The 16,327-nt window shown below is 72.9% G+C and carries 14 protein-coding genes and 1 pseudogene; 6 read left to right on the top strand and 9 right to left on the bottom strand.

All coding sequences use genetic code 11. From position 1 onward, the window contains the following. Window positions 1-195: 195 nt before the first annotated feature. Window positions 196-885 (bottom strand): demethylmenaquinone methyltransferase, encoded by a 690-nt coding sequence (locus tag C1701_RS12960; RefSeq protein ID WP_081715546.1) that lies wholly within the window; start codon window positions 883-885, stop codon window positions 196-198. 1,013 nt (window positions 886-1,898) lie between these two features. Here C1701_RS12960 and C1701_RS12955 point away from each other — a divergent pair. From C1701_RS12955 to C1701_RS12945, 3 genes are all read left to right on the top strand, one after another. Beyond that, entirely contained in the window at window positions 1,899-2,996 is a 1,098-nt protein-coding gene (locus C1701_RS12955; RefSeq protein ID WP_162147321.1) for an alpha/beta hydrolase family protein, read from the top strand. A 111-nt stretch (window positions 2,997-3,107) separates the two neighbouring features. Then, window positions 3,108-4,337: a helix-turn-helix domain-containing protein gene (locus C1701_RS12950; RefSeq protein ID WP_030104508.1), complete on the top strand. Its 1,230-nt coding sequence runs from the start codon at window positions 3,108-3,110 to the stop codon at window positions 4,335-4,337. A 94-nt stretch (window positions 4,338-4,431) separates the two neighbouring features. After that, window positions 4,432-4,923 carry a hypothetical protein gene (locus tag C1701_RS12945; protein ID WP_026419573.1) on the top strand — a complete coding sequence of 164 codons (492 nt, stop codon included), beginning with the start codon at window positions 4,432-4,434 and terminating at the stop codon, window positions 4,921-4,923. Between the two features lie 11 nt (window positions 4,924-4,934). Here the strand turns inward: C1701_RS12945 and C1701_RS12940 are convergent, their stop codons facing one another. The 3 genes from C1701_RS12940 to menB all read right to left on the bottom strand — a co-directional run bounded on the left by C1701_RS12940 (window position 4,935) and on the right by menB (window position 8,120). Then, a complete protein-coding gene (locus tag C1701_RS12940; protein ID WP_245588863.1) occupies window positions 4,935-5,405 on the bottom strand; it encodes a DUF3592 domain-containing protein in 471 nt (156 codons plus the stop codon). Between the two features lie 91 nt (window positions 5,406-5,496). Continuing rightward, window positions 5,497-7,254 carry a 2-succinyl-5-enolpyruvyl-6-hydroxy-3-cyclohexene-1-carboxylic-acid synthase gene (gene menD / locus C1701_RS12935; protein ID WP_030226569.1) on the bottom strand — a complete coding sequence of 586 codons (1,758 nt, stop codon included), beginning with the start codon at window positions 7,252-7,254 and terminating at the stop codon, window positions 5,497-5,499. After that, window positions 7,251-8,120, bottom strand: coding sequence for a 1,4-dihydroxy-2-naphthoyl-CoA synthase (gene menB, locus C1701_RS12930; RefSeq protein WP_081715548.1), 870 nt, complete (start codon window positions 8,118-8,120; stop codon window positions 7,251-7,253). The genes menD and menB overlap by 4 nt, the downstream gene beginning before the upstream one ends. 231 nt (window positions 8,121-8,351) lie before the next feature. On the opposite strand from menB, the gene menE reads away from it, so the two are divergent. Next, window positions 8,352-9,587, top strand: coding sequence for an o-succinylbenzoate--CoA ligase (gene menE / locus C1701_RS12925; protein ID WP_030104512.1), 1,236 nt, complete (start codon window positions 8,352-8,354; stop codon window positions 9,585-9,587). 379 nt (window positions 9,588-9,966) lie between these two features. Here the strand turns inward: menE and C1701_RS12920 are convergent. From C1701_RS12920 to C1701_RS12905, 4 genes and pseudogenes are all read right to left on the bottom strand, one after another. Continuing rightward, window positions 9,967-10,605, bottom strand: a pseudogene (locus C1701_RS12920) (DedA family protein); the annotation flags it as partial. Window positions 10,606-10,721: 116 nt separating this feature from the next. Continuing rightward, entirely contained in the window at window positions 10,722-11,159 is a 438-nt protein-coding gene (locus tag C1701_RS12915) for a hypothetical protein (RefSeq protein WP_155886200.1), read from the bottom strand. A gap of 210 nt (window positions 11,160-11,369) precedes the next feature. Next, window positions 11,370-12,563, bottom strand: a complete 1,194-nt coding sequence (locus C1701_RS12910) for a helix-turn-helix domain-containing protein (RefSeq protein ID WP_103055972.1) — start codon at window positions 12,561-12,563, stop codon at window positions 11,370-11,372. A 131-nt stretch (window positions 12,564-12,694) separates the two neighbouring features. Beyond that, window positions 12,695-13,138, bottom strand: coding sequence for a hypothetical protein (locus tag C1701_RS12905; protein ID WP_155886201.1), 444 nt, complete (start codon window positions 13,136-13,138; stop codon window positions 12,695-12,697). Between the two features lie 236 nt (window positions 13,139-13,374). On the opposite strand from C1701_RS12905, the gene C1701_RS12900 reads away from it, so the two are divergent. Continuing rightward, window positions 13,375-14,898, top strand: a complete 1,524-nt coding sequence (locus C1701_RS12900) for a peptide deformylase (protein WP_026419580.1) — start codon at window positions 13,375-13,377, stop codon at window positions 14,896-14,898. A 101-nt stretch (window positions 14,899-14,999) separates the two neighbouring features. Next, window positions 15,000-15,872 (top strand): 1,4-dihydroxy-2-naphthoate polyprenyltransferase, encoded by an 873-nt coding sequence (locus tag C1701_RS12895; RefSeq protein ID WP_026419581.1) that lies wholly within the window; start codon window positions 15,000-15,002, stop codon window positions 15,870-15,872. Window positions 15,873-15,917: 45 nt separating this feature from the next. Here C1701_RS12895 and C1701_RS12890 read toward each other — a convergent pair whose 3' ends face one another. After that, the gene (locus C1701_RS12890; protein WP_245588864.1) at window positions 15,918-16,274 is read right to left on the bottom strand and encodes a DUF4229 domain-containing protein; all 357 of its coding nucleotides are present in this window, start codon (window positions 16,272-16,274) and stop codon (window positions 15,918-15,920) included. Window positions 16,275-16,327 lie beyond the last annotated feature (53 nt).

Raw genomic sequence — 16,327 nt, 5'->3', positions numbered from 1 at the left:
AGCGGGACCGCCCCCGCTGCGGCCTCGGCTGTGGGCCCGGTGGTCTCGCGGCTGTGGGGCTGCTGGGTCACGACTCGCTCCTTGTGAATCAATTCACTAACTGGAACCCGAGTCTAGGTCAATGCCTCGCACGGCTACGTACCGAGCCCGCGCCGACCGGTGCCCACCCAGGCGCGCCGGAGCGCCTCCTCGGCGTCAGGAGGGGCGGACCGCCCGGTGCAGGGCCACCGCGCCACCGACGCTGTTGCGCCAGGCCACGTCGTCCCAGCCGGCCTCCGCCACCCGCTCCGCGAGCGCCCGCTGGTCAGGCCAGTCCCGGATGGACTCCGAGAGGTAGACGTAGGCGTCGGGGTTGGAGGACACGAGGCGGGCGATCCTGGGCAACGCCCGGATCAGGTAGTTCTGGTACACCACCCGGAAGGGGCGCCAGGTGGGCGTGGAGAACTCGCAGATCACCAGCCGCCCTCCCGGACGCACGACCCTGGCCAGCTCCCGCAACGCCTGGTCGGTGTCGGCCACGTTGCGCAGGCCGAACGAGATGGTGGCACCGTCGAACGCCGCGTCGGCGAAGGGGAGGCGCAGGGCGTCGGCCGCGACCATCGGGAGCCGGCGGAACTGACCACGGCGCAGCATCCCGATGGAGAAGTCAGCGGCGACCGTGAAAGCACCTGACCTGGCCAGTTGGGCCGTCGAGACGCCGGTGCCGGCGGCGAGGTCCAGGATGCGCTCGCCAGGGCGCGGGTCCAGGGCGCGGACCATCAGGTTCCGCCAGCGCCGGTCCATGCCGAACGCCAGGACCGTGTTGGTCCGGTCGTAGTGCTGAGCGACGCCGTCGAACATCTCGGCGACGTCTCGCGGTTGCTTGTCCAGTCCAGCCCTCGGCACGAGGACAGGGTACGTGCCACCCCGCGCCCACCGGACACGGTCGGTGACAGCCGGCCCGCCCGACCCCGCCGGTTCACACGGCTCGAAGTCGGGCGGGATACGGGAGAACCATTCCTCCGAAGTCCCCCATTTCCCGCCCGCCGTTCTTCGGTGGGCACGGCCGCCGAAGAACGGTCACCTTTCCCCACGACCACCCCCGACAATTCATCTCCTCGTCCACCTTGGCGAAGGAACGGTTTCCGGAACGTCCCACCAATCGGACACGTGCCGAATTCCAGGAACTCCTGAGGAATTCCCAAACACCGCCTCGGAACTCGGGGACCGGTCGCGGAGGAGAAGACTCGGTCATCTCCGCTCCCCCCTTGGCGCGGCATTCGGGACGTCCGGATCGGATGAGGCCGCCGGCAGTGGGAGGACGCCTCCAGACCCGCGAGATGCCCACCCGGGAGGCCTCCCGACCTGCCCCGACTCCCACCACCGCTGGCCCTGGCCCGCGCCGCGAACCGGACGTCGACCACCTCACCAACGGGAGCGAGTGACCCGGTACCGACGAATCCGCGACTCCGGCACCACTGCCGAAAACCGGGCTCCGAACCGAGGCAACCATTCGGCCCCCGAAACGTCCCCGACCGCCGGAGACGGCGACCACGGTGTGGGAGGCACCACAGGGAGCCTTGGCCATCAGCCGTTTTCGAGACCCCGACCACAAAGCTTCACGAAAGCGTCACACGGCGCAGTGTGACTCCAATGACATGACCGATATCACCTTTGATCGGAGGCAACCTACCCCCTTCTCGGATCTCCGACGGGAACGCGGGTCCCACCCCGCGCCGGGCGACCACCCCTCCTCCGCGGCCCTCGCCAACCCCAGAAAAATGTGATATCTCTTTATTCGTCGGCGGACCAGCCGCGACACGACGACAGGGGGAAAGAGCGTGCTTGGATCTTCCGCGGCGCGGCGGACCCGGCCCGAGGGCCGCCAGTGGCGTCCCCACTTCGGGTCATCGAGGAGCGTGGCGAGCCGTCGAGCGCTCGTGCCGCTCCTCGCCACCGCGATCGGCCTGGCACCCGCGGTGACGGCCCACGCCACCGAGAGCACCGCGATCGGCCGGACCGGCACCATCGGTCCCGACCAGTCCGTCACCGTCGACGCCAGGGACGGCACCACCCTGCACGGGAGCCTCCGGCTTCCCGAGAACCCCGACCGGCCGGGACCAGCGGCGCTGTTGATCCCCGGCAGCGGTCCCACCGACCGCGACGGGAACCAGCCGGGCCTGGAGGCCAACACACTGCTGTCCGTCGCGGACACGCTGTCCGGCAGCGGGGTCGCCACCCTCCGGTACGACAAGTTCGGCAGTGGTGAGACAGGTGCCGACCCCGACCTCGACCCGGCCTCGCTCGAGTTCGACCTGTTCGTCGAACACGCCGCCGACGCCCTCGGGTTCCTCGCCGACCAGCCCGGTGTCGATCCCGACCGGCTCATGGTGGTCGGGCACAGCGAGGGGGGCCTGATCGCGCTGGTGCTGGCGAACGGTCAGGAGGAGACCGCGCCCTCGGTCTCCTCGCTCGCGCTGCTCGCCCCCGCCAGCCTGCCCTACCTCACCACCATCCAGCTCCAGTTGCGTGAGCAGATCCCGGAGTGGCCCGGGCGGGGCCTGATCCCCGAGTCCCGGGTGGAGCCGCTGCTCGACGCCCTCGACGACACCGTCGAGGCCATCCGCGAGACGGGCGAGATACCGCCCTGGATGCCCGCCGAGTTCTACTACCTCGGCATCTTCCACCCGAGCAGCCTCCGCTTCCTCGTCACCGCCGACCACCACGACCCCAGGGAGCTGGCCGGGGAGGTCCCCGCCGAGGTGCCCGTGCTGCTGGCCTGCGCCGGTTCCGACATCCAGGTCCCCTGCTCCATGGTCGACGAGGTCCGCTCGGCGCTGGACGACCGTCCCGCCGGGACCCTCCGGTACACCCGGCTCCCCCAGGTCAACCACGTCCTCAAGGAGGTCGGCTCCAACGGCTCGGACGGCAGCGAGTACGGGGATCCGCTCCCCTTCTCCCGCCGGCTGCGCGCCGAGCTCTCGGTGTTCTCCCTCCGGCACCTCTGGCTGGGCTGACGCCGTCGGACTGGCCGGACCACCCTCGCGAGCAGCTCTTTCACCCGCTCGCGGGGGGTGGCCCGCCCTAGACTGGGCGCCGTCCACGGCGGACGACCCGGGGGTGGCCAGATGGACGAGAGCGCCGACCCGGTCCAGATCGGACACCGCGTGCGCGTGACCCGGCGCCGCCGGGGGCTCACCCAGGAAGCCGTCGCCAGGCGGGCCGGGATCAGCAGGCCGTACCTGGCGCTGTTGGAGTCGGGTCAACGCCGGTTCGACAGGAGTGGTCTCCTCACCGCCCTCGCCTCGGCGCTGTCCTGCTCCACCGTCGACCTCACCGGCGAACCCCACCCGTCCGCCGATCCCTCCGGCACGGCGGCGCTGTCGCTCCTACCGGCCATCACCGCGGCCCTCTACGGCTGCGACCTCGACGACGCACCCGACCAGGAGACCCGACCGGTCGCCGAACTGCTCGCCTCGGCGCACCGCGCCAACAGGCACCGGGACGCCGCCCGCTACGGGGCCTCGGCTGCCGGCCTGGCGCCGTTGCTCACCGAACTGCACGTCGTCGCCGCCCACGGGCGGGACGAGGAACGGCGGCAGGCGCTGCGCGGCCTGGCGTTGGCCTGCTACGTCGCCTTCAGCCTGACCAGGAACCTCGGTCACCCCGAACTCGCCGGCGAGGCGGCCCGACGCTGCTACCGGGCCGCGCGGCGGCTGGAGGAGCCGGCCTACCTCGCCTTCGCGGCCTGGCAGTACGGCACCGCGCTCGAACGGCTCGGCGCGCACCGGCGGGTACGGGCGCTGCTGGAGCGGACCGTGGACGAGGTGGCGGCCAGGGCCGACCCGACGGCCGAGGACACCAGCGTCGCCCAGGCGTACGGGATGGTGCACCTGGCGGCCGGCCTGCACGAGGCCAGGACCGGCGGCACCGGGGCCGAGCACCTCGAGGAGGCGGCGGCACTGGCCGCGCGCACGGGCGAGGGCGGCTTCCTCCGCCTGCACTGGGGGCCGACGAACGTCGCCCTCTGGCGGCTGGCCACCGAGGCGGAGGCTGGCGACGGGCCGGCCGCGGCCGAACGGTTCCGGCGGTCGGGGGTCGACCCCGGTGCCCTCGGCTCGCCGGAACGCCTCGGTGCGCACCACCTGGACCAGGCGTTGGCCTGGGGGCAGGCCGGCGGTTGCCGGGACGCCGACGCCATCCGCTGCCTCCGACTCGCCGAACGCGCGGCCCCCACCCGCACCAGGCACGACGCGAGGGCGTGCGAACTGCTCGACGACCTCCTGGCCCGGGCTCCCCGCGCCAGCGCGGAGCTGACCTGCCTCCGGGTGAGGTTCCACCCCTCGCACCGAGAGTGACCGATGTAACACCGGCTGTGACAACGTCCCGTACAGTGCGGCGACCGGCGGCGCCGGTCCTCATCAGCCACGCTCACCAGTCGGGGGACTTGTCATGAGCGAGAACGCCACCACCCGTCCACACCGTCCGCGTCAGGACCACCACGTGGGGCTGCCCTTCGTACTGGAGTCACGTGACGTGCTGCGCGGCTACCCGGTGCGGTGCCGGGTGGCGACCGACGCGGCGCGGAGCCTCGTGATCGTGACCGTGGCGGCGTGGCCGGAGTCCGGGGACCGCCAGGTCGAGCTCGCGTTGGACCACGGGCAGGCCCGGTTCGCCGCCGGGCGGCTGCGCAGTCGGACGGACGGGTGCGCGGTGGCCTCCCACCACGGCGCGGTGACCGCGGCGCTGTCGATCAGCACGAACCGGTGGCGCCACGCCCCGGTGACGGTGCTCGACGTGGTGGTCACCGGGAGTCCGGTGACCGTAGTCCTGGCGGACTCCCGGGTGGACGAGTTGGGGGAGGCGCTGCGGCTGGCAGCCGACCGCCTGCTCCCGCACCGGCCCCAGCCGGTCGAGCGGACCCCGCTCGCGGCGACGGGCTGAGGAACACGGGGTCAGGCAGGGGCGGCCGCCGCCCGCATCGGGCGGCGCAGCCACCAGATCAGCAGGCACAGGACGATCCACAGCCCGGTGACCACTCCCACCACGGGCACCACCCCGAGCCCGAACCCCCGCCCGGCCACCCGGACGAGGTCCGGGTTCTCCTGGTCGTACTCGACCCGGACGAGGTTCCCGCGTTCGAGGCCGTCCGGGTAGAGCACTCCGGTGGCCGGGCTGTGGACCGCGCCGTCGCTGGCGTGGTAGCGCACGAGCGTGCGGAAACCGGACACGGAGAGCACCTCGGCCGTGGTCTCCCCCAGGTTCTGGTCGATGTTCCGGTCGTTGCTCCACGCTCCGAGGACCAGCAGCGAACCCAGCAGGGTGCCGAGCAGCCCGGTCACCGCCAGACCGACCACCGACCACCTGCGGGGTCGGGACAACCCGCCCCACCTCGCTCCGCGGGGTGCGTCACGCTTCTCGGGCACGGCAGCGAAGTCTAGTCGGCGGTGCCGCCGCCCGGCCGGACACGTCGGCCCCCGGACGGACCACGTCTCGGGGCGCGGACCGGCCGGATCCTCACCTCTCGGGGAGCGCTCGGCGCACGGCCGCCCGCAGCCGGTCGTGGAGGTCGCGGAGCCGGCCCCGGTCGACCCGCACCTCCACCACGCGGAGTCCGCGCACCGTCGCCAGGGCGGCCGCGAACTCCTCGCGGTCGCGCGCCCTCGTGTGGGGGACGCCGTACCCGGCGCAGAGTGCGCCGAGGTCAGCGCCGTGCGGTGTTCCGAACACCCGCTCGAAACCGTGCCGGGAGTCGGGCTCGCCCTGTTCGAGCAGTTCGAAGATCCCGCCACCGTCGTCGTTGACGACCACCAGGGTCAGGTCGGGTCGTCGTTCCGCCGGCCCGATCAGCAGACCGTTGACGTCGTGGAGGAAGGTCAGGTCCCCCAGCAACGCGTAGCCGCTCGTCGCGCCGTCGTCCCGGCTGGCCGCTCCGAGCACCGCGCCGGCGGCGGTGGAGACGGCGCCGTCGATACCGGCGAGCCCCCGGTTGGCCAGGGTGCGTGTCCGCTGCCCGCCCCCCGCGACGAGGTCCACGTCGCGGATCGGGTTCGAGGAGCCGAGGAAGACGACCGACTCGGGTCCAGCCGTGTCCATGAGCTCCCTGGCCACGTGCAGGCCGGTCGGCCACTCCTCGGCCGCCAGGAATCCGTCGACGGCGGCGGCGGTCGCCGCGTCCGCCTCCCGCCAGGCGGCGAACCAGTCGGGGTCGGCGTGCGAGACGAGTTCGTGGCCGGCGGGGCTGTCCAGGTCGGTGTCGTCCAGCCCCGGGTGGACCCGCCGCGCCACGTACTGCGGGTCCGGCCAGTTCTCCGGGTCGGCGACCATGTGGACCGTGCCGGCGCCGCGCAGCAACCGTTGGACGCCCCGGCTGAGGGTTGGTCGTCCGACGACGAGCACGGCATCCGGCATGAGCCGCTCCGGGAGCGCTCCGGAGTTCAGCAGCAGCATGCCGTGCCTGACCAGCGTGGGGGCCAGCCCCGCGTTGGCGGACGGTTCCGCCAGCAGGGGCCAGTTCACCCGTTTCGCCAGGGCTGCGACGCCGTCGAGGGCGCCGACCGGCCCCTCCCCCGCGACGACCAGGGTCCGGGGGGAGAGACCTGCCAACGCCGCGCCCCCGTCGGCTCCCTGCGCGCTCTGGGGAGCCAGGGTGACCGTCCAGGCGCCGCAGTCCGGGCGCCCGGCCAGCGAGTCCGGCCAGTCCGGCTGGTCCCGCTCCGGGCGGTGCGGGACCAGAGGTTCCCGGAACGGGATGTTGAGGTGCGCCGGGCGCCCGGCGTGCAGGGGTACGGCGGCGCGGCACAGCAGGCTGCGCCACACCGCGTTCCGCCCGGCGCGCCGTTCGGCCAGGGGGAAGGCCGTGGTGCTGACCAGCGGCCCGAACAGGCCGTGTTGCAGGGTCGTCTGGTTCGCCCCGGTGCCCAACAGCTCCGGTGGCCGGTCCGCGGTGACGACGAGCAGCGGCTCGCCCGCGTGGTACGCCTCCATCATCGCCGGCTGCATGTTCCCGGCGGCGGTTCCGGAGGTGCACACCACGGCCGCGAAGCCCGTGCGGCTGTGGCGGGCGCCCAACCCCTTGCTGATGCCCAGCGCGAGGAAGGCCGCGGAACGTTCGTCCACCCGCACGTGCAACGCGACCCGCCCCGCCTCGGCCGCGTCGTGCAGCGCGTAGGCCAGCGGGGCGTTCCTGGAGCCGGGGCACAGGACGACGTGCCGCATCCCGTTGCGGATCAGCTCGTCGACGATGACCGTGGCTTGCGCCGTCGAGGGATTCATGGACGTTTGGGGAACCGGCCGAAGTCGGGCTTGCGCTTCTCGCGGTAGGCGTCGCGACCCTCCTGGGCCTCCTCCGTCATGTAGAAGAGCAGCGTGGAGTCACCGGCGAGCTGCTGGACGCCGGCCAGTCCGTCGTCGGCCGCGTTGTGGGAGGCCTTGAGCATCCGCAACGCCAGTGGGGAGTGCTGGAGCATCCGCCTGGCCCAGTCGACGGTCTCGCGCTCGAGGTCGACCAGCGGCACCACCGTGTTGACCAGCCCCATGTCGAGGGCCTCCTGGGCTCCGTACTGGCGGCACAGGTACCAGATCTCGCGGGACTTCTTCTGGCCGACGATCCTGGCCAGCAAGCCGGAGCCGTAACCGCCGTCGAAGGAGCCGACCTGGGGTCCCGTCTGGCCGAAACGGGCGTTGTCGGCGGCGATGGTGAGGTCGCAGACGATGTGCAGCACGTGGCCCCCGCCGATGGCGTAACCGGCCACCATCGCGATCACGGGTTTGGGGAGGCGGCGGATCTGGACCTGGAGGTCCAGGACGTTGAGCCGCCCGATCCCCCTGCGGGCCACCTCGTCGTCGCCGAGGTAGCCGTCGTCGCCGCGGATGCGCTGGTCTCCGCCGGAGCAGAACGCCAGATCGCCCTGACCGGTGAGGATGATGACCCCCACCTCGTCGTCGTCCCTGGCCCGGTTGAACGCGTCCGACAGCTCGAAGAGCGTCTGGGGTCGGAACGCGTTGCGGACCCGGGGGCGGTTGATGGTGATCTTCGCTATGCCCTCGGCGATCTCATAACGGATGTCCTGGTAGTCGCCGAGCTGCTGCCACTCGCAGGCCAGCTCGATCGAGGAGTGTGCGGGATCGGTGGACGTCACCCGCTCAGGCTAACTATTCCCGAAGCGGCCCCACACCACGGCGTTGCCGTGAATCGGTCACGGGCAGCGACCGACGTGGAGCCGCCATCGCTCACGGGGGGCCGTTCCCGCCGCGTCCGGGTCGGAGACGGCCGGTCGCGTGAGCGGTGTCTCACCGGTCCGGGGGCACCGGCCCCGCCGCCCGGGGCTACCGTCGCCGCGTCGGGCACCGGATGGGCGAGGATCGGGCAGATGGACACGAACGAGGGGACCGACCGCCGGCGGCTGGTCGTGGTGCGGGGCGCTGACCGCGTCGACGCGGTGCCGGCGCTGCTCGCCGAGCTGGATCGGGCGCTGGCCGGTCGGAGCGCGGTGTTGCCGCTCCCGAGCGGGCCGGCCCCGGAGGTGGCGCGGCTGGCGGCGGCGTTGCTGCCGGCGGAGCCCGTGGAGGACGACACGGCCTTGGTCGTCCCCACCTCGGGGTCGACCGGCCTCCCCAAGGGGGTTCGCCTGACCGCGTCCGCGTTGCGGAGTTCGGCCGAGGCCACGCACGCGCGGCTGGGTGGTGGGGGGACCTGGTTGCTCGCCCTGCCCGCCACGCACATCGCCGGGGTCCAGGTGCTGGTGCGTTCCCTGCTCGCCTCCGCCGAGCCGGTGGTGATGGCCGGCCGGGGCGGCTTCCGCCCGGTGGAGTTCGCCGAGGCCGCCGGACGGGCGCTCGCCAGGGAGGGCCGCCACTACACCGCGCTGGTGCCCACCCAGCTCAGCCGCGTGCTGTCCGAGGGCGGGGACGCGGTCCGCGCCCTCGCCCGGTTCGACGCGGTGCTGCTCGGCGGCGCGGCCTGCCCGCCCGCCTTGTTGGCCCGGGCGAGGGCGGCGGGAGTCCCGGTGGTCACGACCTACGGGATGAGTGAGACGGCCGGGGGCTGCGTCTACGACGGCCGGCCCCTCCCCGGCGTGCGGTTCCGCCTCGCCGACGATCCCCGGACGTCCCCCGCCGACCTGGTGACCGGGGACGGGGTTGGTGTCGTCGAGCTGGCTGGCCCGGTGCTGGCCGCCGGTTACCGCCTGGACCCCGACGCCACCTCGGCCGCGTTCCGGGACGGGTGGTTCCGCACGGGGGATCTCGGTCGCCACGACGGGGAGGGAACGCTGGAGATCATCGGGCGGCACGACGACCTCATCAACAGCGGCGGCCTCAAGATCGCCCCGGTGCTGGTCGAGCGCGCCCTGACGGCCGTCGAGTCGGTTCGGGAGGCGTGCGTCGTCGGGCTCCCGGACGCGGAGTGGGGTCAGGCCGTCGTCGCCGTGGTGGTGGGGGAGCCGACGGCCGCGCCACCCGACCCGGCCGAACTCCGAGCCGCCGTTCGGGACCAGTTGGGAGCCGCGGCGACACCCAAGGTGGTGCGGGTGGTCGCGGAACTCCCGTCGCGGGGCCCCGGCAAGGTGGACCGGGCGGCGGTGGTCGCGCTGTTCGGCGGGCGCTGACCCCCCGGACCTCCACCGCCCTCGGCCGAGCCCCGGCCCGCCACCGCGGGTCGGCCCCCGCCGCTCACCCCGCGCCCGGCGGGGGCGGCGGTCCTGGCTGGTTCCTCGGCGGGTGGGTCCGGCGCGGCGGACGGGGCAGCGGTCCGGGCGCCCGACCCGCGACAGGTCCCGTCCCGCCGTGCCCCCGCTGGCCCGGGGCCGGGGAGAACCGCCTGGGTCGGGTGTCACCCGCCCCCGGGTCCGGTGACGGCGGGGCGGGCCGGGGGCGGACGGGGGGCCCGACGATCCTCGGTAGTTGGTCCGTGGGGGCCTCGACCTCGGCGAACCGTTCGGTGGGCGCGTCGCGCTCCTCGCCCGGCAGCTCCCCCTCGGGCTCCCCCGCTCGTCGCGCGGCCCGTACCCGGGTGACGACGAAGAAGATGACCGCGGCGGCCACGGCCACGATGACGACGCGCTGGAAGATCCCCGCGTAGTCCTCCACCAGGTGCCAGTTCTCGCCCAGCTGGTAGCCGGCGAGCACGAAGATGGTGTTCCAGATCAGGCTGCCCGCCGTGGTGAGGGCGATGAACGACACCATCGGCATGCGTTGGATACCGGCCGGCACGGAGATGAGGCTGCGGAAGATCGGGATCATCCGGCCGAAGAAGACGGCCTTCGCTCCGTGGCGGACGAACCAGGCCTCGGTCCTGTCGAAGTCCGAGACCTTGAACAGGGGGATCCGGGTCACCAGCGCTCTGGTGCGCTCCGGCCCGAGGGCCGCCCCGACGAGGTAGGTGATGACCGCTCCCACGACGGAGCCGAGCGTCGTCCAGAACAACGCGCCAGGCAGGCTCATCGTGCCCTGGCTGGCGGTGAACCCGGCCAGGGGCAGCACCAGCTCGCTGGGGATCGGGGGGAAGAGGTTGTCGAGGCCGACGATCAGCGCCGCCCCGGGGCCGCCCAGGGTCTCCATGAGGTTGACGGCCCAACCGGCGAGCCCGTCGAGTTCGGCGCCGGCCGTGTCCTGCGCGAGGTTCATCCACTACTCCTGGTAGTCACCAGGAAAACGGTACGGAGGCGCCCGTCACGACACCATGAGGTCGACGGTAGCCCCGGCCCCGGCTCCGCGCAGGGGAGCCGGGGCCGGGAACCCGCTCAGCAGTCGGACACGGAGGGTGACGATACGGGCATGGCCAGCAGGCCGACCCCGGCGGCCAGCAGCGAGGCCAGCCTGTCGGCCGACCTCCCGTGGAAACGGACGCGGCGCCGAGCCGTGCCCTCGCCCACGAGGGTGAGGATGACCCCGTTCGTGGCGGGCTCCACCAGCAGGCTCGCCACCACGGCCTCGGGGTGGAGGACGGTCACCACGACGGGCGCGCGCCGCTGGATGGCCGAGGTCGCCCTGCGGGCCTGCCCGACCTCGAACCCGACCGTTCCGCCGGTGGCGTCCCCCAGTCTGAGCAACAGCAGGAGCTGGTTGGGGCCGAGTTCCAGGGTGACGGGGACCGGCCCCCGGTCGTGTTCGTCCCAGCCGACGATTCGGCGGGTCCAGACAGGGGCCTCGGCGGGGTGGTCGGGCAGTTGAGGACTCATCACGGTGCACTCCGTCACGCCAGGGGTGCGGCTCCGGGTCCGCTGCGGAGCAGGGGCCGGGCGCGCGCCGGTCAGGTTCCGTTCTCTCCACGCTGTGGACTGCCGGGGAGGCGTCAGCTGTGCGGCGACGTCCCCCTGCCGAGGACGGTACGTGTCCGCGCCGGCACCACCTGGGACGCGCTGTCCTACTGCCCGTTCGGCGGATCCGGACTAGCCGAAGATCCCCAGCCGCTCCGCCAGTCCCCGCAGCCGACTGGGCCGTTCCCTGGCGAGGAGCTCCGAGACGATGCGGCGGGGCATCGTCTGGTGGCTCATCCAGTCCGGGGCCATCCGCTCGGCGCTGAGCAGGATGTCCAGGGCCTGTTGCTGGTGGCCGAGGCGGGCGTGGGCGAGGGCGCGGTCGGCCAGGTGCCGTGCCCGGGACGCCAATGGCAACGCCGGGGTTCTCGGCATCCTCCTGGCCACCGTGAGCGCCGTCGTGTAGTCCTCGGTCACCACGGCGACGTCGACCCGCTGCATGGCCACCTGGGAGGGACCGAAGTACGTCTCGTAGTCCCGCCGGTCGTGGCCGATCCTGCGGGCGACCGCGTCGGCCTGCCCCACCAGGTGGGCCGCCTCCGCCGACCGCTGGTCCCGGGCGGCGGCGGTGGCCGCGGTGAGGACGAGGCTGCCGAAGGCGGACAGGTGGGTGGGTGGCGCGTCGCCGAGCGGTTCGATGGCCTCCGCGGTGCGCACCGCGAGCCGCCGCGCCTCCTCGTACCGGCCGCGCCCGAGCAGCTGCCAGGCCACCGACCCGCGCAGCGTCGCGGACAGCAGTTCGTCGGAGCCGCCCTGGGCGGCGGCGAGCGCCTGCCGGACGGCGAGGAAGGCCGCGTCGTGCTGGCCGAGGTGCACCAGGGAGCAGCCCGTGACCCACAGCCCCCTGGCCAGCAGCTCGGCGGCGGCGGCCCGCTCGCCCTCGTTCGCCGCCCGTGCCGTGGCCCGCAGCTGGTGCAGGGTCGGCGCCAGCACCGCGCTCAACAACGCGTACCGGCCACTCCAGTACGCGCCCCACGCGTACTCGACGATGCGCCTGGCGTCCACCAGCGTGCTGGCCTCGCCGGGTGTGGGATCGCCGTCGTCGAGCAGGTCGTCCACCGAGGTGAGCACGCGCCGGACAGCGACGATGCCGGCGTCGGGATCGGTGGAGGGGATGCCGGCCGGACGCCCGAGCAGTTCGGAGATGTCGACGTCGAGCGCGCGCGCGATCCGCTGGAGACTGCCGATGGACGCGGTCTGCCTGATGCCCTGTTCGAGCTTGCGCACGAGGTCGACCGAGACTCCAGCCCGGTCGGCGAGCTGCTGCTGGGTGATGACCCTTCCCCGCAGTTCACGAATGCGAACACCGATGCTGGTGTTGCCCATCGAAACGACCTCTTCATCCGAGTGGCCGCCTCCCGGCCGCGACGGCGCGAAGGGAGTCGCCTCACGGCGATGAGGTCGGCGTGGTCAGGGACACCGCGACCCGGTCGGACCGCGGTCGGTGCGGACGCCCGCTAGACGGGTGGCGGACGCAGGTACACCAGGCTGGCGCCCTCCTCCAACAGGTCGGCGAGCTGCCCGACCGTGTCGGTGAAGCGGATGCGCCAGCCCGGGGCGCCCCGGCCGAGGAGGAACAGCACCACTCCCAGCGGGTCGGGCTCGACCACGAGCTGGCAGCCGCTGGCCTCCCGGTGCAGAACGGGGACCACCAGCCGGGTACCGGAGCGCAGGCACCGCGCGGTCTGCTCGGCCCCCCGGCGGTCGAGCCCGAAGCTGCCGACCATCGTCGAGCCGAGCCGGAGGACGACCAACAGCCGCCGGGGGCTGATCTCCACCTGGTTGGTGACGCGGCCATCCCGCTCCAGATCCCAGCCGTACACGCGGTGGAACCAGCGGTAGCGGTCCGGGCCGTCCTCCGGAACCAGCTCGTTCGCCGGAACCGGCAGCCCACCACTCACGACGCTGTCCCCCAACCGAGGGGCCGGCACCATCCCGTCCGGCACTCGGCAGTCCTCGGCACTCCGATCGGCGCAACCCGCTGCGCCGCTTGCGGGAGACGACCGTTCGTCCATGTCAAACCCCCTAGTCCGGCCGGTAGAAGGTGCCAGACAAGAAGACCGGCGCCTCGGGGTGTTCCCGTAGCCTGGGAGCCTCCTCACGGTGAACTCACGCACACTCACGGTTGGTGGAATCCATGCCAGACCAGGCTCAACCCGGAACCGACACCAGGCCGGAACAGGCTGCCTTCATCGCCGAGTTCCGCCGCTGGCGAGACGTCCGGGGCCTGTCACGGGCCGCGCTGGCCAAGGCGATGGACTACAGCAGGTCCTACGTGTCCAAGGTCGAGAGCGGTGGGGAACAGGCCTCCCGCGAGTTCGCCAGGGCGGCCGACAGCGCGCTCAACGCGGGCGGGGCCCTGCGCAGGGCCTGGCGCGAACAGCAGGCGTTACGCGGCGGGGCGACCCGCACCCCGAGCCCCCCGCCCGTCCCCGTCATCGAACCCGCCACCGGGCTGCTGGTCGAGCACGACCACGCCGAACTCCGCTACGAGCAGGGCTTCTACACGGCGACGATGCGCCGGAAGATCGTCAACACCGGTGACGCCCCCATCACGCGGTACCTGATCAGGATCTCGGTCGACCGGTTCCCGGACGACCCGCGCCGGTCCAACGACCTCTACCGGGACAACCCCCTCGACTGGGAGGAACTGGGCCTGCGCGCCTGGCACGGGGAGGGCCGCCACGAGCCCATGCGCTGGAGCGTGCAGCACGACCGGGACGCCTTCAAGGAGGTCTGGCTCCAGTTCGCCAACGAGTCCGGCCGGTTCCCGCTGTACCCGGGGCAGAGCACCTGGATCGAGTACACCTACCGCGTGCCCGACGACAAGTGGGGGCACTGGTTCCGGCGCGCGGTCCGGCTGCCCACCCACCGGTTGTCGATCAGCCTGGACTTCCCCGCCGCGCTCGACCCCTCGGTGTGGGGGCTGCACACCTCGATGACCGCCGAGTCGATGCCGTTCCAGACCGCGATCGACACCCACGAACGCGACGGACGCCGTATCCACTCGTGGTCAACCGACGATCCGCCCCTCCACGCCCGCTACCGGCTCGAATGGCACTTCCGCAACGACGAGCGCCGACAGCCCGTCCCGCCGAAGCCGAGCCAGATCATGGCCTCGCTCGGGGTCGTGCAGGAAGGTGATCCGGTCCTCCGCCGGCCCGCGCGGGAGTTCGACCTGCCCTCGGAGGCGGCCGACGCGCAGCGGGTCATCAGCGAGCTGCGGCTCGCCGGGGACCGGGTGGTCCGGGCCCACACCTTCGGCAAGGGCATGGGGGTCGCCGCCCCGCAACTGGGCATCGAACGCGCGGCCGCGATCATCCGCCCGCCGGGCAGCTCCGAACCCATCACCCTGCTGAACCCGCGCGTGATCGAGGCGAGTGACGACACCGACGAGCAGTACGAGGGCTGCCTCAGCTTCTTCGACGTCCGCTCCCTCGTCCCCCGACCGCTCATGATCCACGTGGCGCACCAGGACCTCAACGGCGAGCGCCGGATCACGGTGTTCGAGCGCGGCGTCGCCCGTCTCGTGGCCCACGAGATCGACCACCTCGACGGTGTCCTCTGCCGGGACTACCTCGGGGAGCGCGCCCAACCCATCCCCGTCGAGCAGTACCGGAGCAGCGGGCAGGCCTGGTCCTACTCGTCCCCGCAGGGCTGACCGCCCTCGGCGACCGGGCACCGCGCCGGGCGCGGCGTCCACGGCCGGGGAACGACCTGGCCGGCGGTTCACCGGGAACGGCGATAGCAGAGGATGGGCACATGGCCACACTCGCGCAGTGGATCGAGGGCGCGCGTCCGCGCACGCTGCCCAACGCGGTCGCCCCGATCATCGTCGGGAGCGGCGCCGCCTACGGTGTCGACGGTTTCGTGCTGTGGCGAGCGCTGGCCGCGCTGGGGATCGCCCTGCTGCTGATCCTGGGCGTCAACTACGCGAACGACTACTCCGACGGGATCCGGGGTACCGACACGGTGCGGACCGGCCCGCTGCGGCTGGTCGGCTCGGGCGCGGCGAAACCCCGGCAGGTCCTCTTCGCCGCCGTCGGCTGCCTCGCGCTGGGCGGGCTGGGGGGCGCGGTGGTCACGCTGCTCACCCAGCAGTGGTGGCTCATCCCCTTCGGCCTGTTCTGCATCGCCGGAGCGTGGTTCTACACGGGCAGCAAGCGACCGTACGGCTACGCCGGCTTCGGCGAACTGGCGGTCTTCGTCTTCTTCGGGCTCATCGCCACGCTCGGGACCGTCTACCTCCAGGCCGAACGCATCAGCGGCATCGACATCGGCTGCGCGGTCGCCGTCGGTTGCTTCTCCAGCGCGGTACTGGTCGCGAACAACCTGCGGGACATCGAGACCGATGCCAACGTCGGGAAACGAACCCTGGCGGTGCTGCTCGGCGCGCGGGACACCCGGTTCCTCTACGCGGCGCTGGTGACAATCCCGTTCTTCATCACGACGCTGATCGGTCTGCGCAACTCGGCGGCGCTGGCCGGGTTCGTCGCGATCCTGCTGGTGATCCTGCCGATCAGGATCGTGCTGCGCGGCGGCACCGGACGAGCCCTGGTCGGGGTGCTCCGGGACACCGGGCTGGCGTTGCTGGTGTGGTCGGTGGCCACCGGAGTGGCGCTCGCGCTGGGCTGACGCCAGCGGGCCTCGGCGAATCCCGCGCTCCGGCGCACGGCGCGGTCAGCTACCGGCGCGTTCGCCGCGCAGCTCGGCCCGGAGGCGTTCCCGCTTGGCCCTGCGCTGGCCGGACCGCGCGGCCAACGCGTCCGCCATCCGGGACCGCAGTCCCCGGAAGGCGATCATCGACACCGCCATCCCGAAGACCAGGGCGATGAGCAACGCCACGAGCAGGGGGACCCCCAGCAGCCCGAGCAGCAGCGCGAAGAGCAGGACGATGCCGACTCGGGCGGCCGTGTAGAGCAGTACGGGTCCCATCCAGGCCACCGGCTCGTCGGTCGCGCTCGGGGCGGCTTCCGCCCCCCGCGGGGTCTCCTCGGACACCGACGGAGTCTCGACGGGTCGACCACCGGTGCTCACGGCATCCTCCTCACCCGGGTCCTGCGGTACGGGCCTGACGGCCGGAGCCGTCA

It is taken from the genome of Actinoalloteichus sp. AHMU CJ021 (assembly GCF_002895405.1).
Taxonomy (GTDB): domain Bacteria; phylum Actinomycetota; class Actinomycetes; order Mycobacteriales; family Pseudonocardiaceae; genus Actinoalloteichus_B; species Actinoalloteichus_B caeruleus.
Note: the sequence above shows the minus strand (reverse complement) of the source record. Positions and strands in the feature narration are given on the sequence as shown.

Coding starts and splice junctions, on each gene's coding strand:
- C1701_RS12950 (WP_030104508.1), top strand. CDS start 3,108: ATGGACGAGAGCGCCGACCCGGTCCAGATCGGACACCGCGTGCGCGTG.
- C1701_RS12945 (WP_026419573.1), top strand. CDS start 4,432: ATGAGCGAGAACGCCACCACCCGTCCACACCGTCCGCGTCAGGACCAC.
- menD (WP_030226569.1), bottom strand. CDS start 7,254: ATGAATCCCTCGACGGCGCAAGCCACGGTCATCGTCGACGAGCTGATC.
- menE (WP_030104512.1), top strand. CDS start 8,352: ATGGACACGAACGAGGGGACCGACCGCCGGCGGCTGGTCGTGGTGCGG.
- C1701_RS12915 (WP_155886200.1), bottom strand. CDS start 11,159: ATGAGTCCTCAACTGCCCGACCACCCCGCCGAGGCCCCTGTCTGGACC.
- C1701_RS12910 (WP_103055972.1), bottom strand. CDS start 12,563: ATGGGCAACACCAGCATCGGTGTTCGCATTCGTGAACTGCGGGGAAGG.
- C1701_RS12900 (WP_026419580.1), top strand. CDS start 13,375: ATGCCAGACCAGGCTCAACCCGGAACCGACACCAGGCCGGAACAGGCT.
- C1701_RS12895 (WP_026419581.1), top strand. CDS start 15,000: ATGGCCACACTCGCGCAGTGGATCGAGGGCGCGCGTCCGCGCACGCTG.